The organism is Citrobacter sp. TBCP-5362 (assembly GCF_005406305.1).
Taxonomy (GTDB): domain Bacteria; phylum Pseudomonadota; class Gammaproteobacteria; order Enterobacterales; family Enterobacteriaceae; genus Citrobacter_B; species Citrobacter_B koseri.
Genome location: NZ_CP040234.1, coordinates 1,033,504 through 1,056,789, shown reverse-complemented (window position 1 = coordinate 1,056,789; position 23,286 = coordinate 1,033,504). Strand labels below are relative to the sequence as shown.

General features: G+C 55.8%; 24 protein-coding genes. 17 read left to right on the top strand and 7 right to left on the bottom strand.

Features of this window, described 5'->3' with window-relative positions; translation table 11 throughout:
• Nucleotides 1–83 precede the first annotated feature (83 nt).
• Nucleotides 84–440 (top strand): hypothetical protein, encoded by a 357-nt coding sequence (locus FD428_RS05130; RefSeq protein WP_012134762.1) that lies wholly within the window; start codon nucleotides 84–86, stop codon nucleotides 438–440.
• A 91-nt stretch (nucleotides 441–531) separates the two neighbouring features.
• Here the strand turns inward: FD428_RS05130 and FD428_RS05125 are convergent, their stop codons facing one another.
• Together FD428_RS05125 and tctD are read right to left on the bottom strand one after the other, a co-directional pair.
• On the bottom strand, nucleotides 532–1,944 hold the full coding sequence (locus FD428_RS05125) for a sensor histidine kinase (RefSeq protein ID WP_047461775.1): 1,413 nt from the start codon (nucleotides 1,942–1,944) through the stop codon (nucleotides 532–534).
• Entirely contained in the window at nucleotides 1,931–2,605 is a 675-nt protein-coding gene (gene tctD / locus FD428_RS05120) for a transcriptional regulator TctD (protein ID WP_012134764.1), read from the bottom strand. The genes FD428_RS05125 and tctD overlap by 14 nt, the downstream gene beginning before the upstream one ends.
• Nucleotides 2,606–2,757: 152 nt before the next feature.
• On the opposite strand from tctD, the gene FD428_RS05115 reads away from it, so the two are divergent.
• The 3 genes from FD428_RS05115 to FD428_RS05105 are packed head-to-tail and all read left to right on the top strand — an operon-like array spanning nucleotide 2,758 to nucleotide 5,706.
• A complete protein-coding gene (locus tag FD428_RS05115) occupies nucleotides 2,758–3,735 on the top strand; it encodes a tripartite tricarboxylate transporter substrate binding protein (RefSeq protein WP_049010221.1) in 978 nt (325 codons plus the stop codon).
• Nucleotides 3,736–3,746: 11 nt separating this feature from the next.
• Nucleotides 3,747–4,181, top strand: a complete 435-nt coding sequence (locus tag FD428_RS05110) for a tripartite tricarboxylate transporter TctB family protein (RefSeq protein ID WP_160880288.1) — start codon at nucleotides 3,747–3,749, stop codon at nucleotides 4,179–4,181.
• 10 nt (nucleotides 4,182–4,191) lie between these two features.
• The gene (locus tag FD428_RS05105) at nucleotides 4,192–5,706 is read left to right on the top strand and encodes a tripartite tricarboxylate transporter permease (RefSeq protein ID WP_012134767.1); all 1,515 of its coding nucleotides are present in this window, start codon (nucleotides 4,192–4,194) and stop codon (nucleotides 5,704–5,706) included.
• Nucleotides 5,707–5,742: 36 nt separating this feature from the next.
• Here FD428_RS05105 and FD428_RS05100 read toward each other — a convergent pair whose 3' ends face one another.
• Complete coding sequence (locus FD428_RS05100) at nucleotides 5,743–7,218, bottom strand: carboxylesterase (protein ID WP_223849126.1); 1,476 nt, start codon at nucleotides 7,216–7,218, stop codon at nucleotides 5,743–5,745.
• A gap of 254 nt (nucleotides 7,219–7,472) precedes the next feature.
• Here FD428_RS05100 and glaH point away from each other — a divergent pair, with 254 nt between their 5' ends.
• The 6 genes from glaH to csiR all read left to right on the top strand — a co-directional run bounded on the left by glaH (nucleotide 7,473) and on the right by csiR (nucleotide 14,805).
• The gene (gene glaH / locus FD428_RS05095; RefSeq protein WP_058667993.1) at nucleotides 7,473–8,450 is read left to right on the top strand and encodes a glutarate dioxygenase GlaH; all 978 of its coding nucleotides are present in this window, start codon (nucleotides 7,473–7,475) and stop codon (nucleotides 8,448–8,450) included.
• A gap of 27 nt (nucleotides 8,451–8,477) precedes the next feature.
• Nucleotides 8,478–9,746: an L-2-hydroxyglutarate oxidase gene (gene lhgO, locus FD428_RS05090; protein WP_114848650.1), complete on the top strand. Its 1,269-nt coding sequence runs from the start codon at nucleotides 8,478–8,480 to the stop codon at nucleotides 9,744–9,746.
• 23 nt (nucleotides 9,747–9,769) lie between these two features.
• Nucleotides 9,770–11,218 (top strand): NADP-dependent succinate-semialdehyde dehydrogenase, encoded by a 1,449-nt coding sequence (gene gabD, locus FD428_RS05085; protein WP_110493914.1) that lies wholly within the window; start codon nucleotides 9,770–9,772, stop codon nucleotides 11,216–11,218.
• Nucleotides 11,219–11,242: 24 nt separating this feature from the next.
• A complete protein-coding gene (gabT, locus tag FD428_RS05080) occupies nucleotides 11,243–12,526 on the top strand; it encodes a 4-aminobutyrate--2-oxoglutarate transaminase (protein WP_114848651.1) in 1,284 nt (427 codons plus the stop codon).
• Nucleotides 12,527–12,655: 129 nt separating this feature from the next.
• On the top strand, nucleotides 12,656–14,056 hold the full coding sequence (gene gabP, locus FD428_RS05075) for a GABA permease (protein WP_114848652.1): 1,401 nt from the start codon (nucleotides 12,656–12,658) through the stop codon (nucleotides 14,054–14,056).
• Between the two features lie 56 nt (nucleotides 14,057–14,112).
• On the top strand, nucleotides 14,113–14,805 hold the full coding sequence (gene csiR / locus FD428_RS05070) for a DNA-binding transcriptional regulator CsiR (protein WP_047461758.1): 693 nt from the start codon (nucleotides 14,113–14,115) through the stop codon (nucleotides 14,803–14,805).
• 6 nt (nucleotides 14,806–14,811) lie between these two features.
• Here csiR and lysM read toward each other — a convergent pair whose 3' ends face one another.
• The gene (lysM, locus tag FD428_RS05065; RefSeq protein ID WP_012134776.1) at nucleotides 14,812–15,261 is read right to left on the bottom strand and encodes a peptidoglycan-binding protein LysM; all 450 of its coding nucleotides are present in this window, start codon (nucleotides 15,259–15,261) and stop codon (nucleotides 14,812–14,814) included.
• 190 nt (nucleotides 15,262–15,451) lie between these two features.
• Between lysM and FD428_RS05060 the strand changes: the two genes are divergently transcribed.
• On the top strand, nucleotides 15,452–15,979 hold the full coding sequence (locus tag FD428_RS05060; RefSeq protein WP_114848653.1) for a rhodanese family protein: 528 nt from the start codon (nucleotides 15,452–15,454) through the stop codon (nucleotides 15,977–15,979).
• Between the two features lie 107 nt (nucleotides 15,980–16,086).
• On the opposite strand, the gene stpA is transcribed toward FD428_RS05060, so the two are convergent.
• Nucleotides 16,087–16,488, bottom strand: coding sequence for a DNA-binding protein StpA (stpA, locus tag FD428_RS05055; protein ID WP_114848685.1), 402 nt, complete (start codon nucleotides 16,486–16,488; stop codon nucleotides 16,087–16,089).
• Nucleotides 16,489–16,996: 508 nt separating this feature from the next.
• Between stpA and alaE the strand changes: the two genes are divergently transcribed.
• Nucleotides 16,997–17,446 carry an L-alanine exporter AlaE gene (gene alaE, locus FD428_RS05050; RefSeq protein WP_024130879.1) on the top strand — a complete coding sequence of 150 codons (450 nt, stop codon included), beginning with the start codon at nucleotides 16,997–16,999 and terminating at the stop codon, nucleotides 17,444–17,446.
• A 39-nt stretch (nucleotides 17,447–17,485) separates the two neighbouring features.
• Here the strand turns inward: alaE and FD428_RS05045 are convergent, their stop codons facing one another.
• Complete coding sequence (locus FD428_RS05045; protein ID WP_012134782.1) at nucleotides 17,486–17,842, bottom strand: DUF2002 family protein; 357 nt, start codon at nucleotides 17,840–17,842, stop codon at nucleotides 17,486–17,488.
• A 162-nt stretch (nucleotides 17,843–18,004) separates the two neighbouring features.
• On the opposite strand from FD428_RS05045, the gene FD428_RS05040 reads away from it, so the two are divergent.
• Nucleotides 18,005–18,331: a DUF883 domain-containing protein gene (locus tag FD428_RS05040; protein ID WP_024130880.1), complete on the top strand. Its 327-nt coding sequence runs from the start codon at nucleotides 18,005–18,007 to the stop codon at nucleotides 18,329–18,331.
• A gap of 33 nt (nucleotides 18,332–18,364) precedes the next feature.
• On the opposite strand, the gene FD428_RS05035 is transcribed toward FD428_RS05040, so the two are convergent.
• Nucleotides 18,365–19,717 (bottom strand): PLP-dependent aminotransferase family protein, encoded by a 1,353-nt coding sequence (locus tag FD428_RS05035; RefSeq protein WP_114848655.1) that lies wholly within the window; start codon nucleotides 19,715–19,717, stop codon nucleotides 18,365–18,367.
• Between the two features lie 103 nt (nucleotides 19,718–19,820).
• Between FD428_RS05035 and FD428_RS05030 the strand changes: the two genes are divergently transcribed.
• The 4 genes from FD428_RS05030 to nrdE all read left to right on the top strand — a co-directional run bounded on the left by FD428_RS05030 (nucleotide 19,821) and on the right by nrdE (nucleotide 23,284).
• On the top strand, nucleotides 19,821–20,252 hold the full coding sequence (locus FD428_RS05030) for a carboxymuconolactone decarboxylase family protein (RefSeq protein ID WP_024130881.1): 432 nt from the start codon (nucleotides 19,821–19,823) through the stop codon (nucleotides 20,250–20,252).
• 262 nt (nucleotides 20,253–20,514) lie between these two features.
• Nucleotides 20,515–20,760, top strand: coding sequence for a glutaredoxin-like protein NrdH (nrdH, locus tag FD428_RS05025; protein ID WP_024130882.1), 246 nt, complete (start codon nucleotides 20,515–20,517; stop codon nucleotides 20,758–20,760).
• Nucleotides 20,757–21,167, top strand: a complete 411-nt coding sequence (nrdI, locus tag FD428_RS05020) for a class Ib ribonucleoside-diphosphate reductase assembly flavoprotein NrdI (protein ID WP_012134787.1) — start codon at nucleotides 20,757–20,759, stop codon at nucleotides 21,165–21,167. Before nrdH ends, nrdI begins: the two co-directional genes overlap by 4 nt.
• Entirely contained in the window at nucleotides 21,140–23,284 is a 2,145-nt protein-coding gene (gene nrdE / locus FD428_RS05015) for a class 1b ribonucleoside-diphosphate reductase subunit alpha (protein WP_114848656.1), read from the top strand. The genes nrdI and nrdE overlap by 28 nt, the downstream gene beginning before the upstream one ends.
• Nucleotides 23,285–23,286: the final 2 nt, after the last annotated feature.

Below are 23,286 nucleotides of genomic sequence, written 5' to 3'. Positions count from 1 at the left end.
TACAGTTTATTCCTAAAGCCACCGCCTTTCTGCCGTGTCATGCTTAACCACGCATATAACTGATAACGTTAAGCGAGGTTCTTATGAAAAAAACAATGATCGCCTTATCTGCACTTCTGCTGGCTTCCCCTGTTTTTGCTGCGACCACACACGCGACCGATAACGACGTTGCAGCCGCTCATGAAAGCGCAAATACCGCCAAAGAGAAACTGCACCAGGCGCAGAATCAGGGTGAAGAACTGAAACTGAAATCTGAACATGCCGCTGAAGGTAAAAGCGACAACCTGAGCAGTAAAGTGAGCGAAGGCTCGCAGAAGGCCTGGAATAAGACCAAAGAAGGCACCGAAAAAGGCTGGAATGCCACGAAAGAAGGTGCTGAGAAAGGCTGGAACAAAACCAAAGAAGGCGCAGCAGAACTTGAGAAAAAAGTCAGCGAATAATTTTGCCTGACATGAGAAAAAAGCCGCTAATGCGGCTTTTTTTATTCCCGCGAATCACCCTTTATCCAGCCTGCGATGATGACATTTTTATTTACTGCGCCGTCGTTAAAAACCGCACCCGCACACGCAGACCGCCCAGCGTTTCACTGCGCGACAGCTGCGGATGGGTACGGTGCAGGCGGGCGATGTCGTTGACCAGCGCCAGACCGATCCCCGCCCCGCTCTCATTCCCCACGTTAGCAAGCCGATGAAACGGCATCAGCGCCTGCGGGATCTGCTCAGCGTCAATCCCTGGCCCATTGTCTTCCACCACCAGTACAACAGCCTCGCCATCCCGCAATAGCCGTGCCGTTACCGTTCCCTGCGACGGCGTATATTTCAGCGCATTATCCAGCAAATTCGCGCACAGCTCGCCGAGCAAAACGTCATCCCCTTCAATCCACACCGCCTCTTGCTCACCTTCATACCCCAGATCGATAGCTTTGCTGCGCGCCTGCGCCAGACGGCTAAAACAGCTCATCTGCACCACCTCATACAGATTAACCGGCAAGAACTGTCGCTCCCCCTGCTCTTTACGTTTCACCGCCGACAGTTGCAACAGCCGCTCCGTCAGCAAAATCGTGCTATCCAGCGTCGCGCTCATCGCCCGTAAACTTTCGTGCCACTGCTGCGGCTGTTGACTGGCTAACGCCACCGCTGCCTGCGTTTTCAATACGGCCAGCGGCGTTTTTAACTGATGGGACGCATCGGCGCTAAAGCGTTCCTGACGGGAGATCAGCGCGCGCAGGCGATCAATGTAGCGGTTAAAGGCGACGATCAGCAGCCGGGTCTCTGACCAGGGCAACAGTTCCGGCAAGGGCGTCAGCAGGCCCGGTTCACGACGCACCATCAGCGAGGAGAGCTGGCGCATCGGCTTCAGAATTCGTCGCAGCAGCCAGCCAACGAGAATCAATGTCAGCAGCACCAGCAGCCCTTGCGACACCCATGAGGAGAACAGCAGTTGCCCGGCCAGATAGCGCCGGGACTGTAGCGTCTCGGCAACGTAGATCTCCGCCATCCCGAATATCGCCCCTTCATTTACCGGCTGGAGCAGACGCGCCACGCGGATCGCCTGTCCGCGATACTGGGTGTGATAAAACCACGCCAGCGCCGGGTAGAGCCGGGTTCGCGAGGTGGAAGGCGGCATCGCGGGCAGATCGTCATAACCGGAGATCACCTTGCCGCCCGGGTCCACGACTTTGTAATAGAGACGGTCGTTCATGTTGAGTTCAAAGCTGTCGAGCACCACCCAGGGGACATTCACCTCCAGTTTGTCGTGGCGCACCACCAGCCGTTCCGCCACCGTTCTCGCAGAAGAGAGCAGCGTCCTGTCGTAGGCCTGCGTCGCCGCCTGTAACGCGCTAACGTAGCTGTTAAATGCCGACAATCCCCACAGCAGCACCAGCGGCAATCCGAGGAACAGCAACAGTTGCAGGTACAGCGACTGGGGTTTAGCCCACCTCATCGCCGCACTCCAGCACGTAACCCAGCCCACGCAGGGTGGTGATCCGCACGTTACTGCCCTGTAATTTTTTCCGCAGACGATGGATATAGAGTTCGATGCTCTCCGGGCTGACCTCATCGCTCAGGCTGAAGACCTGTTCAAACAGCTGCTGGCGCGACACCGGTCGCGTTCTGCGGTACATCAATACCGTCAGCAACGCCTGCTCACGCGGGGTCAGCGCCAGCGGCTGCGCCTGAAGCAAAAAGTAACCTTCATCGTGAAACGCCAGATCGCCAAGCTGCTGTAACTCCTGCACCTGACCTGCGCTGCGCCGCAGTAATGCCCGCAGCCGCGCATCAAGTTCTTCAATCTCAAACGGTTTTGGCAGATAGTCATCCGCTCCGACGTTCAGCCCTTTCACCCGATCCGCCACCGCGCTGCGCGCCGTCAGCAGCAGCACTGGCAGCGTTTGTCCACGCTTGCGCAGGCGCTGCACCACTTCCAGTCCGTCCAGCCCCGGCATGTTGATGTCGAGCACCGCCAGCGCATAGGTTTCAGTGTGCAGAAGATGATCGGCCGCCTGGCCATCAAATACGCAGTCCACGGCAAAACCGTTCTGCACCAGCGCTTTTTCCAGCCAGTGAGCCAGTTCACGGTTATCTTCCGCTAATAAGAGACGCATATCACATCCTGTAAAGTTTCTGCCGCATTGAAAGGGAATTGAAAGGTTATTGTTTTAACAATCACGCAACCGAACTGCTACATGTCGGCTCACATAATCACAAAAATCTTCTTCCGTATCTGAAAACTCGGACGTCCGCGTGAGGATAAACAATGAAAAAACAATTACTTCGTGCCCTTACTGCCAGCGTTTTACTGATGAGCACCGCTGTGCTGGCGCAGGACGCGCCGTCGCGTACTGAGTGTATCGCCCCGGCCAAACCCGGCGGCGGGTTTGACCTCACCTGTAAGCTAATTCAGGTGAGCATGATGGAAACCGGCGCTATCGAAAAACCGATGCGCGTCACCTACATGCCGGGCGGCGTCGGCGCGGTCGCCTATAACGCTATCGTCGCCCAGCGTCCTGGCGAACCGGGGACGGTCGTCGCCTTCTCCGGCGGCTCGCTGCTTAATCTGTCGCAGGGGAAATTTGGTCGTTACGGCGTGGATGACGTGCGCTGGCTGGCGAGCGCCGGTACTGATTACGGCATGATCGCCGTGCGCGCCGACTCCCCGTGGAAGTCGCTAAAAGATCTGCTCGCCGCGATGGAGAAAAATCCTGACAGCGTGGTGATTGGCGCTGGCGCATCGATTGGCAGCCAGGACTGGATGAAGTCGGCGCTGCTGGCGCAAAAGGCCAATGTCGATCCGCACAAGATGCGCTACGTGGCGTTTGAAGGCGGCGGCGAGCCGGTCACTGCGCTGATGGGCAACCATGTGCAGGTGGTTTCCGGCGATCTCAGTGAAATGGTGCCTTACCTGAGCGGCGATAAAATTCGCGTGCTGGCGGTATTTTCTGAAGAACGCCTGCCGGGTCAGTTAGCCAACGTCCCGACCGCCAAAGAGCAAGGATACGACCTGGTCTGGCCGATCATTCGCGGCTTCTACGTGGGGCCAAAAGTCAGCGATGCCGACTACCAGTGGTGGGTAGAGACCTTCAAAAAGCTCCAGCAGACCGACGAGTTTAAAAAGCAGCGTGAGTTGCGCGGCCTGTTTGCATTCGACATGACCGGCAAGCAGCTTGACGACTACGTCAAAAAGCAGGTCGCCGATTACCGCGAGCAGGCGAAAGCCTTCGGCCTCGCGAAATAAACCTGGAGGCAATCATGAGCGATCGTATTTTTGCAGGTATCTGGCTGTTGCTCTGCGTTGCCGGGCTGTTCATCGCCTGGCAGATTCAGAGTGAATACAGCTACGAACCGGTCGGCCCTCGCCCGTTTCCGCTGGGCATTATCGGTCTGATGGCGCTCTGCGCGCTGGCGCTGTTATTGCGTCATCCCGATACCGTTAGCTGGCCTCACCACCATGTGCTGCAAAAGCTGCTCACGATGGTGATTGTCCTGCTGATGTACGCCTGGGGATTTGAGTGGCTGGGCTTCCCGGTTGCCACCGCCATTCTCACCCTGGTCATCGGCATTCTGTTCGGCGCAACAATCCCGGCTGCGGGCATTTCCGGCGCGGTTCTCGGCATCCTGCTGTGGTATGCCTTCGACCGTCTGCTTGACGTCACCTTACCTCTCGGCGCCTGGCTGAGTTAACGGAGAAACGATGGATACCTGGATATATCTTTCTCAGGGTTTTGCGGTGGCAATGACGCCGGAAAACCTGGTGATCGCGCTGATCGGCTGCTTCGTCGGCACCATTGTCGGCCTGCTGCCGGGTCTTGGCCCGATTAACGGCGTGGCGATTTTACTGCCGCTGGCTTTCGCCCTGCATCTGCCTGCGGAGTCCGCGCTGATCCTGCTGGCTACGGTTTATATCGGCTGTGAATACGGCGGGCGTATTTCGTCGATTCTGCTCAACGTGCCCGGCGATGCGGCGGCGATCATGACCGCGCTCGACGGTTATCCGATGGCGCAACAGGGGCGCGGCGGCGTCGCGCTTTCCATCTCGGCGGTCAGTTCATTTTTTGGATCGCTTATCGCCATCGGCGGGATCATCCTGTTCGCGCCGTTGCTGGCGCAATGGTCGCTGGCGTTTGGCCCGGCGGAATACTTTGCGCTGATGGTCTTTGCCATCGCCTGCCTCGGCAGCATGATGGCGCAAAATCCACTGAAATCATTTCTGGCAGCGCTGATCGGTCTGGGTCTGGCGACCGTCGGCGTAGACGCCAACACCGGGGTTTATCGCTTTACTTTTGACAGCGTACATCTCTCCGACGGTGTGCAGTTCATCGTGGTGGTGATCGGTTTGTTCTCTGTCTCAGAAATTCTATTAATGCTGGAACATACCAGCAGCGGCCAGAAACTGGTACGCAAAACCGGGCGCATGTTGTTTAACGCCAAAGAAGGGGCGCAGTGCGTGGGCGCAACGTTACGCTCATCGGTGATTGGCTTCTTCGTCGGCGTGCTGCCGGGCGCAGGCGCCACCATCGCCAGCGCCATCACCTACATGACCGAGAAGAAGATCAGCGGCAACAGCGACAGCTTCGGTAAAGGCGATATCCGTGGCGTGGCGGCACCGGAAGCCGCTAACAACGCGTCGGCCTGCGGTTCATTCATCCCCATGCTGACGCTCGGCGTACCGGGTTCCGGCACCACGGCGGTAATGATGGGAGCGCTGACGCTGTATAACATCACGCCAGGGCCTGCGATGTTCACCGAACAGCCGGATATCGTCTGGGGGCTGATCGCCGCGCTGCTGATCGCCAACGTGATGCTGCTGGTCATGAACATCCCGCTGATTGGCATGTTCACCCGTATGCTGACCATCCCGCTGTGGTTCCTTGTCCCGGCGATTGCCGCCGTGTCTGCGGTCGGCGTGTACGCGGTACACAGCACCACGTTCGATCTGGTGCTGATGGTGGCGCTCGGCATACTGGGCTACATTCTGCGCAAAATGCACTTCCCCATGTCGCCGCTGATCCTCGGCTTTGTGCTGGGCGAAATGCTGGAGCAGAACCTGCGCCGCGCGCTCTCTATCAGCAACGGCAATATGGCGATTTTGTGGGAGAGCGGTGTGACGAAAGCGCTGCTGACGATGGCGATAGCGGTGATTATCATCCCGCCGCTGCTGCGCCTGCTCCGCAAACGCAACAATAAGCCACAGGTGGATATCGGCTAACGGATTGCCGGATGGTGTTGCGCCATCCGGCAATCATCACTGTCGCGCCTCAATCCGCTGTAGCATATACGGGAAGAAAGGATTCGACGTCACGCGCATCAGCGTATCCAGCCCCACCGCCAGCGTGGACGTTTCCCCGCGCAGCGCGATAGTCCCGATACTGATTCCATAGCGGTTCAGTTCGTCCGGTTGCAGACCATACAGCGAATCGCTGAGCGGAAACGGCACCGCCACATGCGACAGCGAATACATCTCCTGCGGCCAGGCCAACGGTAACGGCTGAACCTGCTCCACATGCTCCCCGGCCGGGGTATCGCGCGCCACGACATTCAGCGTTTCCGGCGTCGCATTCGTGATAATTGTCGTGCGATAGTTGCGCGGCGCAGGCGGTAACAACTGAGTAATGGCGGTATACGATGAGGTGCGCAACAGCGGACGCAGACTGGCGGCCTGATTGATATCGAACAACACCAGCTCACTGCCGTTATTGCCCAGCCAGCGATAGAACGACGCCACCACCGCACGGGTGCTCACCGTGGAATCCATAATTGACTGGAAGGTCAACACCGGCGGCAGTTCGTTAAGGCGGGAGCTTCGCGCATCCCGCGAAATCTGCTGTTGTAATGCTTTTGTCAGCAGATAAGACTGACGCGCGGCGTTAACCGGAAACGAGTTATATTTGAACGGATTATATTCTGGCGTGACGTTCAACCACGCCGCTTTGGCAAACGCTGGAAAGAGCGCAGGTAAACCCGCCAGTCCGGCAAAACGGGCGAATGCCGTCACGCCGATCATCGGCGACAGCAGGATAAGCTGCTGAGGACGCCGCAACGTGTTGTCTTCCAGCGCGTCCAGCGTGTACTTGAGCGCCAGCGCCCCACCGTTTGAGTAGCCCACCAGATGCAACGGCACATCTCGCCCCGCAAGCCGCGTCGCTTCCCGAACCGCCAGCCGCGAGGCGGCAAGCCACTGTTCCCACTCCACCGCCGTTAACGCGCCGGGCGCGGTGCCGTGCCCAGGCAAACGCGGCACAACGGCGATAAAGCCACGCTGCTGATAATCCTTAGCAACGTATTTCATGCTGTAGGGCGAATCCGTTAAGCCATGCAGTAACACGGCGACGCCACGCGGTTTACCCTGCGGCATGAGTACGTACGAGCGATTGCCGTTGGGCGAAAACTGCGGCGGCCAGACCCGGCTGTTATGGTAAAAACGGTTGATGGGCGTCTGCTCATCCGGCTTCAGCTTATCCGTCACTCCGGTTTTCAGATGGCTAAACAGCGCCTCTTCCCGCGCCAGGTACTGCGAAAAAGTGGCCTTATCCAGCGCGTTGGCAGACATTTCGCTACCGGTCCAGGTATGCCAGAAATGAAGATCGGGCCCACTTTCTGTCTGGTAAACCCGCACGCCAAGAAAAACGATCAGAACCACAAGCAGCGTCAACGCCACATGCCTGATGAGCGATGCCAGTCCGGTACTCATCCATTTAAGGCGTCGGAATAGATTTTTTATCAATGGCTTAATCCCTGTCTCCCGCTCGTCTGCTATTTCACAAACAGAATCAGTTTAGGCTGCGGATGTAAATCCTGTCTCATTTCTTAATCCCTGATATTTATAATGTTAAATATTTGTTGTTTTTGATCACAAAAATTAAACAAATCGTCAGTTTTGTATGCGTTTATAAAAAATGTAGATATTTTTAGTTTATGGCTACGAAATGAGCATCGCCATGTCTCCCTGACCATTTACTGAGAGGATCGATTCTGATGAATGCACTGACCGCCGTAAAAACAAATGCTGATAGTGTCACCCGCAGCGACGCCGGATTTACCTTCGCCCCTTCCGTACAGTCGCCGCGTCTGCTGGAACTGACCTTTAGCGCAAAAACGACGGCGCAATTTTTGCAGCAGGTGGAACAGTGGCCGGTACAGGCGCTGGAATACAAATCCTTTTTACGTTTTAAGGTCGGTCAGATCCTCGACGCCTTATGTGGCAACCAGCTACAGCCGCTGCTTATTAAAACGCTGCTGGATCGCGCCGAAGGCGCACTGCTGATCAACGCCGAAGGGATCGACAACGTAGAACAGGCTGACGAGATGGTCAAGCTGGCGACGGCGGTGGCGCACCTTATCGGGCGCTCTAATTACGATGCGATGAGCGGCCAGTACTACGCGCGCTTTGTGGTGAAGAACGTCGATAATTCAGACAGCTACCTGCGACAACCGCACCGCGTGATGGAGCTGCATAACGACGGCACCTACGTTGAGGAAGTTACCGACTACGTGCTGATGATGAAAATCGACGAACAAAATATGGCGGGCGGAAACTCACTGTTACTACACCTCGATGACTGGGAGCATCTGGAGCGCTTTTTCAGCCACCCGCTGGCGCGTCGCTCCATGCGTTTTGCCGCGCCGCCGAGCAAAAACGTCAGCCACGATGTTTATCATCCGGTATTTGACGTTGACCAGCAGGGGCGCCCGGTCATGCGCTATATCGACCAGTTCGTCCAGCCAAAAGATTTTGAAGAGGGCGTCTGGCTCAGCGATCTCTCCGATGCGCTGGAAACCAGCAAAAACATCCTCTCTGTTCCGGTGCCGGTCGGTAAATTCCTGTTGATTAACAACCTGTTCTGGCTGCACGGGCGCGATCGTTTTACGCCACACCCGGATCTGCGCCGTGAACTGATGCGCCAGCGTGGTTATTTCGCTTATTCCACCCATTGCTACCAGACTCATCAATAAGCGCGGTCAGACGAAGGAATTGAGCGGATGTATGATTTTGTAATTATTGGCGGCGGCATTATCGGCATGTCGACCGCCATGCAGCTTATTGATGTGTATCCAGACGCCAGCATCGCCCTGCTGGAAAAAGAGTCCGAACCGGCCTGTCATCAGACGGGTCACAACAGCGGCGTGATCCATGCCGGGGTCTACTACACTCCCGGTAGCCTCAAAGCGCAGTTTTGCCTCGCCGGAAATCGCGCCACCAAAGCCTTTTGCGATCAAAACGGCATTCGCTACGACACCTGCGGAAAAATGCTGGTGGCGACATCCGAACTGGAAATGGCGCGGATGCGGGCGCTGTGGGATCGCACGGCGGCAAACGGCCTGGAACGCGAGTGGTTAAGCGCGGCGGAACTGCGGGAGCGGGAGCCGAACATCACTGGTCTGGGCGGGATTTTTGTCCCCTCCAGCGGGATTGTCAGCTACCGGGACGTGACGGCGGCGATGGCAAAAATATTCCAGGCCAAAGGCGGTGAGATTGTCTACAACGCGGAGGTCAGCGCGCTGAAGGAACATGCGGCGGGCGTGGTGATCACAACCCGGGGCGGGCAGATATACGAAGCCTCAACCCTGATTAGCTGTTCCGGGCTGATGGCCGACCGGCTGGTTAAAATGCTGGGGGTCGATCCCGGTTTTATCATCTGCCCGTTCCGTGGCGAATATTTCCGCCTGGCGTCGCAGCATAATCAAATCGTTAACCATTTGATCTATCCCATTCCCGATCCGGCAATGCCGTTTTTGGGCGTCCACCTCACCCGGATGATCGACGGCAGCGTTACCGTCGGGCCTAACGCCGTGCTGGCTTTTAAACGAGAAGGCTACCGGAAAGGCGATTTTTCATTATCCGATACGCTGGAAATTTTCGGTTCGTCCGGCATCCGCCGCGTGCTGCAAAACAATCTGCGCTCAGGGCTTGGCGAGATGAAGAACTCACTGTGCAAAAGCGGCTATCTGCGGCTGGTGCAAAAATATTGCCCCAGCCTGACCTTAAAAGATTTGCAGCCGTGGCCTGCGGGCGTGCGGGCGCAGGCGGTGTCGCCGGATGGCAAGCTGATCGACGATTTCCTGTTTGTTACCACGCCACGATCCATTCACACCTGCAATGCGCCCTCTCCGGCGGCCACATCAGCCATTCCCATCGGGGCGCATATCGTCAGCAAAGTACAGACGCTGCTGGCAAACCAGAGTCATCCCGGACGCACGCTACGTGCGGCGCGTCGCGTGGACTCATTAAACGCCGCATTCACCCGTTAACCCTTTTAAGACAGGAAGCAATCATGCAACTTAACGATCCCACCTTGTTCCGCCAGCAGGCGTTTATCGAGGGGCAATGGCGCGACGCCAGAAGCGGCGACACAATCGCCGTAACCAACCCAGCGAACGGCCAGCCGTTAGGCAGCGTACCGAAAATGGGGGCAGAAGAGACCCGCGAAGCCATTGACGCCGCTAACCGCGCGCTGCCCGCCTGGCGCGCACTCACCGCCAAAGCGCGGGCGAATATTCTGCGTCGCTGGTTCAATTTGATGATGGAGCACCAGGACGATCTCGCCCGCCTGATGACGCTGGAACAGGGGAAGCCGCTGGCGGAAGCAAAAGGAGAAATCAGCTATGCCGCCTCTTTTATTGAATGGTTTGCCGAAGAGGGTAAGCGTATCTATGGCGACACGATTCCAGGCCACCAGGCCGATAAGCGCCTGATCGTTATCAAGCAGCCGATTGGCGTTACCGCCGCCATCACGCCGTGGAATTTCCCCTCGGCGATGATTACCCGCAAAGCCGGCCCGGCGCTGGCGGCCGGTTGTACGATGGTTCTGAAACCCGCCAGCCAGACGCCGTTTTCCGCCCTGGCGCTGGCTGAACTGGCGAACCGCGCCGGGGTTCCCGCAGGCGTCTTTAACGTCGTCACCGGTTCTGCGGGAGCGGTCGGCAATGAACTGACCAGCAACCCGCTGGTGCGCAAACTGTCGTTTACCGGCTCAACCGAAATTGGCCGTCAGCTGATGGAACAGTGTGCGAAAGACATCAAAAAGGTGTCGCTGGAGCTGGGCGGCAACGCGCCGTTCATCGTCTTTGATGACGCCGATCTGGATAACGCCGTGGAAGGCGCGCTGGCCTCTAAGTTTCGCAACGCCGGGCAGACCTGCGTCTGCGCTAACCGCCTGTATGTGCAGGACGGCGTGTATGACCGCTTTGCGGAAAAACTCCAGCAGGCGGTGAGCAAGCTGCATCTCGGCGACGGCCTGCAAGCAGACGTCACCACCGGGCCGCTGATTGACGAAAAAGCGGTAGCCAAAGTGCAGGAGCACATCGCCGACGCGCTGGAGAAAGGCGCAAAAGTGCTCTGCGGCGGTAAGGCGCATGCGCTCGGCGGCAACTTCTTCCAGCCCACCATCCTGGTGGACGTCCCCAATAACGCGAAAGTGGCTAAAGAAGAGACGTTCGGCCCCCTCGCCCCGCTATTCCGCTTTAAAGATGAAGCGGACGCGATCGCGCAGGCGAACGATACCGAGTTCGGTCTGGCGGCCTATTTCTACGCCCGCGATTTAAGCCGCGTGTTTCGCGTCGGCGAAGCGCTGGAGTACGGCATTGTCGGCATCAACACCGGCATTATCTCCAACGAAGTCGCGCCATTCGGCGGGATTAAAGCCTCCGGTCTTGGCCGCGAAGGTTCTAAGTACGGCATCGAAGATTATTTAGAAATCAAATACATGTGTATCGGCCTTTAAAAAAACAATACTGGAGAACACCTGATGAGCAGCAATAAAGAATTAATGCATCGCCGCAGTAACGCCGTCCCTCGCGGCGTAGGACAGATCCACCCTATTTTTGCCGATCGCGCGGAAAACTGCCGGGTCTGGGATGTGGAAGGCCGCGAGTATCTCGATTTTGCAGGCGGTATTGCGGTGTTGAATACCGGGCACCTGCACCCGGAGATCGTCTCGGCGGTCGAAGCACAACTGAAAAAGCTGTCGCATACCTGTTTTCAGGTGCTCGCCTACGAGCCGTATCTGGAGCTGTGCGAACTCATGAACCAGAAGGTGCCAGGCGATTTCGCGAAGAAAACCCTACTGGTGACTACCGGTTCCGAAGCGGTGGAAAACGCGGTGAAAATCGCCCGTGCGGCGACAAAGCGTAGCGGCGCCATCGCTTTTAGCGGCGCTTATCATGGCCGTACCCACTACACCCTGTCACTGACCGGAAAAGTCAATCCCTACTCTGCCGGAATGGGGCTGATGCCAGGCCACGTTTACCGCGCGTTCTACCCTTGCGCCCTGCACGGCATCAGTGATGATGACGCGATTGCCAGCATCCAGCGCATCTTTAAAAACGATGCCGCGCCGGAAGATATTGCCGCCATCATCATTGAACCGGTACAGGGAGAAGGCGGTTTTTATGCGGCCTCGCCCGCTTTTATGCAGCGTCTGCGCGCACTCTGCGACGAACACGGGATCATGCTCATTGCCGATGAAGTGCAAAGCGGCGCGGGGCGTACCGGTACGCTTTTTGCGATGGAACAGACGGGCGTCGCCCCGGACCTCACCACCTTCGCCAAATCGATTGCCGGCGGCTTTCCGCTGGCGGGAGTGACCGGTCGCGCCGATGTGATGGACGCCATCCCGCCGGGCGGTCTGGGCGGCACCTACGCCGGTAATCCTCTCGCCTGCGCTGCCGCGCTGGCGGTACTGAACATTTTCGAGCAGGAAAACCTGCTGCAAAAAGCCAAAGACCTGGGGCAAACCCTGCGTAAAGGGCTGTTGAATATTGCTGAAACGCACCGCGAGATTGGCGACGTGCGCGGCCCGGGAGCGATGATCGCCATTGAGCTGTTTGAAAATGGCGATCGCAGCAAACCGGACGCGAAGCTGACCGCCGACATCGTCGCCCGCGCCCGTGATAAAGGGCTGATCCTGCTCTCCTGCGGGCCGTACTACAACGTGCTACGCATTCTGGTGCCGCTGACTATCGAAGAAGCGCAAATTCAGCAAGGGCTGGACATCATCGCTCAGTGTTTTGATGAGGCGAAGCAAGGTTAGGTCGTTGTAGGCCGGATAAGGCGCTTGCGCTGCCATCCGGCAATGTTGTGATGCCCGGTGGCGCTCCGCTTACCGGGCCTACGCATCAAGAGCAGCCAACAGCTTCAATAACAATAACGGGGTAAGAAGATGGGGCAATTGTCAGAATCACATGCTTTAGGTGGCGGACTGAAATCCCGCCACGTCACCATGCTGTCTATCGCCGGCGTCATTGGCGCCAGTCTGTTTGTCGGTTCCAGCGTCGCGATTGCGCAAGCCGGGCCTGCGGTACTGCTGGCTTACCTGTTTGCCGGGTTGCTGGTCGTTATGATTATGCGAATGCTGGCCGAAATGGCCGTCGCCACGCCGGATACCGGCTCTTTCTCAACCTATGCGGATAAAGCCATCGGCCCCTGGGCGGGCTACACCATCGGCTGGCTGTACTGGTGGTTCTGGGTGCTGGTTATCCCGCTGGAGGCCAATATTGCCGCCATCATCCTGCATTCATGGATACCGGGCGTCCCCATCTGGCTGTTCTCTCTGGCGATCACCATCGCATTAACCGGCAGTAATTTGCTGAGCGTCAAAAATTACGGCGAGTTCGAATTCTGGCTGGCGCTGTGCAAAGTGATTGCCATTCTGGCGTTTATCGCGCTGGGCGCGGCGGCAATTAGCGGCTTTTATCCCTACGCAGACGTGAGCGGCGTTTCACGCCTGTGGGATCACGGCGGCTTTATGCCCAATGGCTTCGGCGCGGTACTGAGCGCGATGCTGATCACCATGTTCTCATTTATGGGCGCAGAGATTGTCACGATTGCCGCCGCCGAGTCCGACACGCCGGATAAGCATATCGTGCGCGCCACCAACTCGGTGATCTGGCGTATTTCAATCTTCTACCTGTGCTCTATTTTCGTGGTGGTCGCGCTCATCCCGTGGAACATGCCGGGACTCAAAGACATTGGTTCCTACCGTTCGGTACTGGAATTGCTGCATATTCCTTATGCCAAAGCGATCATGGACTGCGTGATTTTATTGTCAGTCACCAGTTGCCTGAATTCCGCGCTGTATACGGCGTCGAGAATGCTCTACTCCCTCAGCCGTCGTGGCGATGCGCCCGCCGTTATGGGCAAACTCAACCGCAGCAGGACGCCGTATGTGGCGGTGCTGTTATCCACAGGGGCGGCATTTCTCACGGTGGTGGTAAATTATTACGCCCCGGCGAAAGTGTTTAAATTCCTGATCGACAGCTCCGGCGCGATCGCCCTGCTCGTCTACCTGGTGATTGCGGTTTCCCAGCTCAGAATGCGGAAAATCCTGCTGGCGGAAGGGAGTGAAATTAAGCTGAAAATGTGGCTCTATCCGTGGCTGACCTGGCTGGTTATCGCTTTTATCTGCTTTGTGCTGGTGGTGATGCTATTCCGACCGGCGCAACAGCTGGAGGTGATTTCTACCGGGCTGTTAGGACTGGGGATCATTTGTACCGTGCCGATTATGTCCCGCTGGAAAAAACTGGTATTGTGGCAAAAAACGCCGTTGCAAAATACGCGTTAGACCTGTGTCCCGGCGCGCGCCGGGATATCAGCCCAATGCTATTCAGGAGTTGTACCATGACCGCCTCTGCCCAACCGACGGCCATAGATGGATACCGATGGCTCAAAAACGATATTATTCGCGGCGTTTATCAGCCCGATGAGAAGCTGCGCATGAGTCTGTTAACATCACGCTATGAATTAGGCGTGGGGCCGTTGCGGGAAGCGCTTTCTCAACTGGTGGCGGAACGGCTGGTCACGGTGGTGAACCAGAAAGGCTATCGCGTGGCGTCGATGTCGGAGCAGGAACTGCTCGATATTTTCGATGCCCGCGCCAATATGGAAGCCATGCTGGTGCAACTGGCTATTGAGCGTGGCGGCGATGAGTGGGAAGCCGATATTCTCGCCAGGGCGCATATGCTCAACAAACTGGAATCGAGCGATGCCAGCGAACGTATGCTGGATGAGTGGGATCAGCGCCATCAGGCATTTCATACGGCTATTGTTGCCGGTTGCGGCTCACATTATCTGCTGCAAATGCGCGAGCGACTTTTCGATCTGGCGGCACGCTACCGTTTTATCTGGCTGCGCAAAACGGTTCTGTCCGTTGAAATGCTCGAAGATAAACATATTCAGCATCGGGCGCTTATGGAGGCTATTCTGGCGCGCGATGCCGCACGCGCCAGCGAATTAATGCGCCAGCATTTACTGACGCCAATTCCGATTATTCAACAGGCGATGGCCGGTAAACTTCAGCAGGAACAGAGCTGAGTCCGGTTACTCTTCCGGGATACGTAAAACCTGCCCGGGATATATTTTATCCGGGCTTTTCAGCATCGGCTTATTCGCTTCAAAGATTTTGTTGTACAGGTTGGCATTACCGTAAACCTGTTTTGAAATAGCGCTCAACGTGTCGCCTGATTTCACCGTATAAAATTGACTCTCCGCCGCAGGCGCTGACGTTTTAACCTGATCTTCCACACTGCCGATCCCGGAAATATTCCCGATCGCAATGAGGATTTTTTCTTTCGCTTCCTGACTTAAACCGTCGCCCGTTACCGTCGCTTTACCGTCCGTCACCTGCACATTGACTTTATCGGCGTCAGGAATACCGGTTTTGTTTAAGTGTTCCTGCACCTTTTTCGCCAGATCATCTTTATCATGATTTCCGGTTACGGCATCCCAGAGCTTTTCGCCCGCATCTTTCACAAAATTGAAGAGACCCATATTTACCTCGGTTGTACACAATAGACACCCAGAGAGTGTAGCAGAGGGAAGCGGCTTAACAGGGAAACGGCATGACATATTGCTGGCGCAAACTGTAAGGCGAACAAGACATTCCTCATTTACCCCCTTTACGCTGCCAGGAAGCTGATTTACGCTGCTAAATACACCGTATTGTCCACCAGGAGAAACCATGGCAACCGGGACGATTTCCCCGCGCGAAGCACAGGCGCTGATAGCACAAGGGGCAACGCTGATTGATATCCGTGACGCCGATGAATACCTGCGCGAACATATTCCCGACGCGCAGCTGGCGCCGCTCTCCACGCTTGAGCACGGCGCTTTTCCGGCGGCGTTACGGGCTGAACGCGTCATCTTTCACTGTCAGTCCGGCAGGCGTACCAGCGGCAATGCCGCAACGCTCCAGGCGGTCGCCGCCCCCGCAGAAGTCTGGCTGCTGGAGGGGGGAATCGAAGGCTGGAAAGCTGCGGGCCTGCCCGTGGCGGAAGATAAGTCTCAGCCGCTGCCGCTGATGCGTCAGGTGCAAATTGCCGCCGGAGGGCTGGTTTTATTGGGCGTTGCGCTGGGTTACACCGTCAGTAGCGGTTTCTTCCTGATCAGCGGCTTTGTTGGCGCCGGGTTAATGCTGGCGGGATTCACGGGTTTCTGCGGCATGGCGCGACTGCTCGAAAAGATGCCCTGGAACCGGCGAACGCATTAAGCGGTAGCGCCAGAATCGCCGCAGTCCCCGGCGGGCCGGGTGGTTTGTACTGACCTGGTTGATATCAGCCGGATAAGCACCGTCTCATCCGGCAAAATACCGCGAAATTAGATCAGAAAATCATCCAGAGATTTCCCCGCCGCCAGCGCCTGGGCAATCGGCTTAGGCGTACGCCCCTGACCAGTCCATGTTTTCGTCTCACCATCAAAATCGGTAAAACGATATTTCGCCGGGCGCGGCTGACGTTTTTTACCTGAACGCGGCGTTGCCGCCCCCATATTTAATAAGTCTTCTGGCTTGATGCCGTCGGCTTTCATCATCTCCAGAAAGGTATTAATCTTTTCTTGCTGTTCAGCGCGCAGACGCTGTTGCTCTTCTTCTTCTTCGCGTCTTTCTTTAGTGACAACCCTGAATTTTTCGAGCATTTCTTCAAGAACGTCAATGGAGAATTCGCGGGCCATTGCGCGCAGTGTACGGATATTATTTAAATTCTGTAACATCAAAGTCATAACAATAAAACCTTTTAACGCAGGGGAAAACAAGTATTACGCCAGAAAGTATATTCGATTATTGATTATATTTCCAGAGAGTGGGATATACAGCAATATCCGGCCTGCACACCGCCGCTTATATTTATTCACCTTCGCCGTTATATATTCAGCCTGAATAACGCACGCCTGCGAAATTAAAAAAGCGGCCTCTCCCCGGCGTACACAACAGCAGCCGTCGATGCCCTTTCGCTCCCGCCTCGCTTGCGCAAAACGCCGAAAAAAACAATAAAAGTTAAGCCATTGATTTGGAAAACATTAGTCACGGCGGACAACGAAAATCCCGAAACGAACAAAAAACAGACACTGGCAGAGTATTTTATCGACAAAAAGGCAATAAATAAAAATTTTACACTAGTTGATAGTTATTATGTAGAGATATACGCTATGCATTAGCGAAAGCACTACGCTAAATCACTACAACCACACGTTCAATGGCGATTTTTACCCTTTTACAAGGAGCATTAACATGTTCTCACCGCAGTCACGCTTGCGTCATGCAGTCGCAGACACGTTCGCGATGGTTGTTTATTGTTCTGTCGTGAACATGTTGATCGAGATATTCCTCTCTGGAATGACCTTTGAACAGTCGCTGTCTTCCCGTCTGGTCGCCATTCCGGTCAATATTCTGATCGCGTGGCCCTATGGAATGTATCGTGATGCGATTATGCGCGTCGCGCGTAAGGCGAGCCCGGCGAGTTGGGTGAAGAATCTGGCGGATGTACTGGCTTACGTCACCTTCCAGTCTCCGGTTTATGTCGCAATTTTGTTGACGGTCGGCGCAGACTGGCACCAGATTACAGCGGCAGTCAGTTCGAATATCGTGATATCCATGCTGATGGGCGCGGTTTACGGCTACTTCCTTGATTATTGCCGACGCCTGTTCAAAGTCAGCAGCTACCACCAGGCCAAAGCCTGAGACCCGCTTTCTTCGCGACTGGCAAGGCCAGTCGCTTCGTTAGTTTGAATTTGGTTTTGCTTCACCAAACAGTCCATGCAAATAGCGCTCAAGCGCAATCCGTGAACTAAAGCCGTGCGGTATGCCGTAATGTTCGTGAATTTCTCCGCCTAAATAAAGCGGGAACTGATGATAATGATCGCAGGTTTTAATTTCCGAAGCGGGTTCCGCCAGTGAAGAACTGCGTTCTTTTAGCGTCGGATGAATCACTAATGCGGTACGCCCCATACGCGCTTCACGATTAACGTACACATAATTTTCGCCACGTCGATAACCGTATGCTTTCTGTGTTACCACATCTACGGTAAAACCCACTTTTTCAAGTACGCGCGCCACCTCATCGGGTCGTAAATACATATTTTATCCTCGTTATCCTTTACTGCGGGCTTACCTTACCCGATCCAGCATTAGCAACGCTTTCAGAAAAATCCATAAACTCGCGAATATACCGTGACGCGCCTCAGAAGATAAAAAATATGGACTACACTGAAGTTCACATCGAAATCAATGGAGGATCATATGTTTAACCGACCGAGCCGAAAAGACGCCGATGAAAATGTTCAGGATATTCAGAACGATGTCAGTCAATTAGCCGATACCCTTGAAGACGTGCTTAAATCATGGGGAAGCGATGCCAAAGATGAAGCGGAAACCGCGCGGCGCAAAGCGCAGGCATTGCTGAAAGAAACCCGTGCCCGTATGCATGGCCGCACGCGAGTAGAACAGGCGGCGCGTGATGCCGTAGGATGCGCGGATACCTTTGTGCGAGAAAAACCCTGGTGCAGCATGGGGACAGCCGCCGCTGTCGGCATTGTTGTCGGGGCGCTGTTAAGTTTACGCCGTTAACGGGGAATCTTGCCGGATGCGACGCAGAGCGTCTTATCCGGCCGACGGCGTGTCGGTTATGGCTTCCCGAAGCTGACGTGCGACCTGTTTTGCCATTTCCGCTGAAGTGATGTTGGTAAACGACAGCAGCAGTCCTCCCCTTCCTTCTGACTTAAGCCGCCAGCGGCTCAATGCCTGCACCGCTAATCCGGCCTGATTGGCTTTCGCCGTCAGCAACCGGTCATCAGCATCCACCGCAACAACCAGCTGAATGCCGCCTTCCTGCGGGACAACGGCGAATCCCTGCTCACGCAGCGCTTCTTCCATCCAAAGCCGTCGCCTGGCGTAATGCTGGCGCATCTTTTTCAAATGCCGCCAGAAATGACCATCGCGGATAAAATCCGCCAGCGTCTGCTGCCACAGCACCGGCACGCTACAGGCCATCAGCCCCGCCAGTTGACGAAAACGCGCCACCTGATTAAGCGGAACCACCAGCCATGCGGTACGCAGCGCCGGAAACAGCGACTTGCTGAACGTTCCGGCATAGATCACCCGCTGCGGCGCATCGAGGCTTTTCAGCGGCGGAAGCGGCTTGCCGTGGTAACGAAATTCACTGTCATAATCGTCTTCGATAATCCATGCCTGCGCGCTCGCCGCCCATTCAAGTAGCTGGCGGCGACGGGTTAAAGAGAGCGCCACGCCGAGCGGGCTTTGGTGGGCCGGCGTTAACAACACAAAACGCGCCTGCGGGTAATCGTGAATACCTGCCGCCACATTCAGTCCATGATCATCGACCGGAACCGGCATCAGCCCGACATTTTCCTGGGCAATCACCGGGCGAATAAGGGGAAACCCGGGATCTTCAACCCACATGCCTTCTCCAGGTTTCGCCAGCGCGCGCAGGATAAGGGTCATTGAGGACGCATAGCCGGAAGTGATAAACACCTGTTCCGGCAGGCATTCAATACTGCGCGACACCCGCAGATAATCGACAATGGCCTCGCGCAAAATCGCTTCGCCGCAGACGTCGCCCAACGCGAGATCAAAACGGGTCTGCGTACGCAGGCGACGCCCCATCACCCGCGCCCAAATCTCACGCGGGAAAAGATCCAGCGCAGGTAATCCCATTTGAAATGGATCGGGCGTCTGGCTTTCTCCGGCGAAAACGGCAGGCGTAGCGACCGTTTTTTCTGGACGTACATGCCCGCTGACAAACGTACCGGCCTGCCCACGCCGCTCCAGCCAGCCTTGCGCCACCAGCTCGCCGTACGCGTTTTCGACCGTCGAGCGTGAAACGCCTAACTCTTGCGACCATGTCCGGCTGGACGGCAAACGCGCCCCGGCCTTGAGTTCGCCATGCTCAATGGCGTTTTTTAACTGACGGGCGATTTGCTGGTAGCGTGGCACAGGTGAACGATCCTTTATGGTCTGCTTTTTTCATAAAAATATGGCTCTCTTTAGCAGTCCATTATAGTGCTACATTGCTGACGTCTAAACGAGGAGAAGTATGATGACGACATTACGTCAGCCCTATTATGAACTTAGCCCTGAAGTCTATAGTGCGCTGGGCCAGGCTAAAAAAGCGTTGGAAAACAGCGCGCTGGACACCACGCTGATGGAACTGATTTATCTGCGTATCTCACAGATCAACGGTTGCGCATTTTGTCTGGAGATGCACAGCAAAGCCCTGCGTAAATCCGGCGTGGCGCAAAGCAAACTGGATGCGCTGGCCGGGTGGCGGGTAAGCCATCACTTCAGCGAACAGGAGCGTGCGGCGCTGGCCTGGGCGGAATCCGTCACGGATATCGCAAGAACGCATGCCGAAGATGACGCGTATCTGCCGCTACTCGAAAGTTTCAGCGCCCGTGAAATCAGCGATCTGACCTTCGCTATCAGTCTGATGAACTGCTTCAACCGACTGGCCGTTGGGATGCGGATGTAAACCCGCTATTGCCGGATGGCGGCGTAAACGCCTTATCCGGCCTACACCGTAGGCCCGATTAGCGTAAGCGCCATCGGGCGACGTTTAACCATACCCCCCCATTCCCGCTGAGCTAATCAGCAGAAGCAAATTAATCGATATTTCCCATATCTTGTGTGGTTGAAACTTTATTCATCTACATCTAGTATTCTCTCTATCAAGACACACACAACCCGACGCATATCATCGCGCCGTTCTCTCATTTTAAATGGAAATACGAATCATGCGCATTACTATTTACACTCGTAACGACTGTGTTCAGTGCCACGCCACCAAACGGGCGATGGAAAGCCGTGGATTTGACTTTGAGATGGTGAACGTCGATCTGGTTCCCGACGCGGCAGACACCCTGCGGGAAAAAGGTTTTCGCCAGCTGCCTGTGGTCATCGCGGGCGATACCAGTTGGTCAGGCTTCCGCCCGGATATGATCAACCGTCTGCATCCTGATGCGCGCGTGGCCAGCGCATGAGCCAACTCGTCTACTTTTCCAGCAGCTCCGAAAATACGCACCGCTTTATGCAGCGTCTGGGGCTGCCCGCTATTCGCATTCCGCTTAATGAACGCGAGCGAATCAGGGTAGACGAACCTTACATTCTGGTCGTCCCCTCTTACGGCGGCGGCGGTACGGCAGGCGCGGTTCCACGACAGGTGATCCGCTTTTTAAATGATGAACATAACCGGGCGTTAATTCGCGGCGTGATCGCCTCCGGCAACCGTAACTTTGGCGAGGCTTACGGTCGCGCTGGCGAGGTCATTTCACAAAAATGCGGCGTCCCCTGGCTGTACCGCTTTGAACTGATGGGAACGCAAAGCGACATCGACAACGTCCGAAAAGGAGTGAGCGAATTTTGGCAACGACAACCGCAGAACGTGTGAAGCAAGAAACGATGGATTATCACGCGCTGAATGCCATGCTGAATCTGTACGATAAAGCAGGCCATATTCAGTTCGACAAGGATCGGCAGGCGGTAGAGGTGTTCTTTGCCACCCATGTCCGCCCCAATTCCGTCTCCTTTGCCAGCCAGGACGAGCGCCTGGAGTATCTGCTTCGCGAAGGCTATTACGACGAAAGCGTTTTAACCCGCTACGATCGCGCTTTCGTGGTGAAGCTGTTTGCTCACGCCCACGCCAGCGGTTTTCGCTTCCAGACGTTCCTTGGCGCGTGGAAATATTACACCAGCTATACGCTGAAAACGTTCGACGGCAAACGCTACCTTGAAGACTTTGAAGACCGGGTGACAATGGTGGCGCTGACGCTGGCGCAGGGCAATGAAGCGCTGGCGATGCAGCTTACCGATGAAATCCTCTCCGGGCGCTTTCAGCCGGCCACGCCGACCTTCTTAAACTGCGGCAAACAACAGCGCGGCGAGCTGGTCTCCTGCTTCCTGTTACGCATTGAAGACAATATGGAGTCCATCGGTCGGGCGGTTAACTCGGCGCTACAGCTTTCCAAGCGCGGCGGCGGCGTGGCGTTTTTGCTCTCGAATCTTCGTGAAGCGGGCGCGCCGATCAAGCGTATTGAGAACCAGTCCTCGGGCGTGATCCCGGTAATGAAGATGCTGGAAGACGCCTTTTCTTACGCTAATCAGTTAGGGGCGCGTCAGGGGGCGGGCGCCGTGTATCTGCATGCGCACCACCCGGATATCCTGCGTTTTCTCGACACGAAACGCGAAAACGCCGATGAAAAGATCCGCATTAAAACGCTGTCGCTGGGCGTGGTGATCCCGGACGTAACGTTCCGTCTGGCGAAAGAAAACGCGCAGATGGCGCTGTTCTCGCCTTACGATGTCGAACGCATTTACGGCAAACCGTTCGGAGATATCGCCATTAGCGAACGGTACGATGAGCTGCTCGCCGACGAACGCGTACGCAAGCAGTACATCAACGCGCGCGAATTTTTCCAGCGGCTCGCGGAAATCCAGTTTGAGTCAGGCTATCCCTACATCATGTATGAGGATACGGTAAACCGCGCGAACCCGATTGCCGGTCGCATCAACATGAGCAACCTGTGCTCGGAGATTTTGCAGGTCAACAGCGCCTCCACCTATGATGAAAATCTGGATTACGCGCAGACCGGGCATGATATCTCCTGCAACCTCGGTTCGCTGAACATCGCCCATACGATGGACTCCCCGAATTTTGGCCGCACGGTGGAAACGGCGATTCGCGGCCTGACGGCGGTATCGGATATGAGCCATATCCGCAGCGTACCGTCAATTGAAGCCGGAAACGCCGCGTCACACGCGATTGGCCTGGGGCAGATGAACCTGCACGGTTATCTGGCGCGAGAAGGCATTGCCTACGGCAGCCCGGAGGCGCTGGATTTCACCAACCTCTATTTCTACACCGTGACCTGGCACGCGCTGAATACCTCAATGATGATGGCGCGTGAACGCGGTAAAACCTTCGCCGGATTCAAACAATCGCGCTATGCCAGCGGCGAGTATTTCGAACAATATTTGCAGGGCGACTGGCAGCCGAAAACCGACACGGTTCGTGCGCTCTTTGCCCGTAGCGGCATTACGCTTCCGGGCCACGAAATGTGGGCGCGGTTGCGGGATGAGGTGATGCGCTACGGCATCTATAACCAGAATTTACAGGCGGTGCCGCCGACCGGTTCCATTTCCTATATCAACCACGCGACGTCAAGCATTCACCCGATCGTGTCGAAGATAGAGATCCGCAAAGAAGGAAAAACCGGACGCGTTTACTACCCGGCCCCGTTTATGACCAATGAGAACCTGGACATGTACCAGGACGCCTATGAAATCGGCCCGGAAAAAATCATTGATACCTATGCCGAAGCCACACGCCACGTTGATCAGGGACTGTCGCTGACGCTGTTCTTCCCGGATACCGCGACAACCCGCGATATCAACAAAGCCCAGATTTACGCGTGGCGAAAAGGGATCAAAACGCTGTATTACATCCGTCTGCGTCAGCTGGCGCTGGAAGGTACTGAAATAGAAGGCTGCGTATCATGCGCGCTATAAGG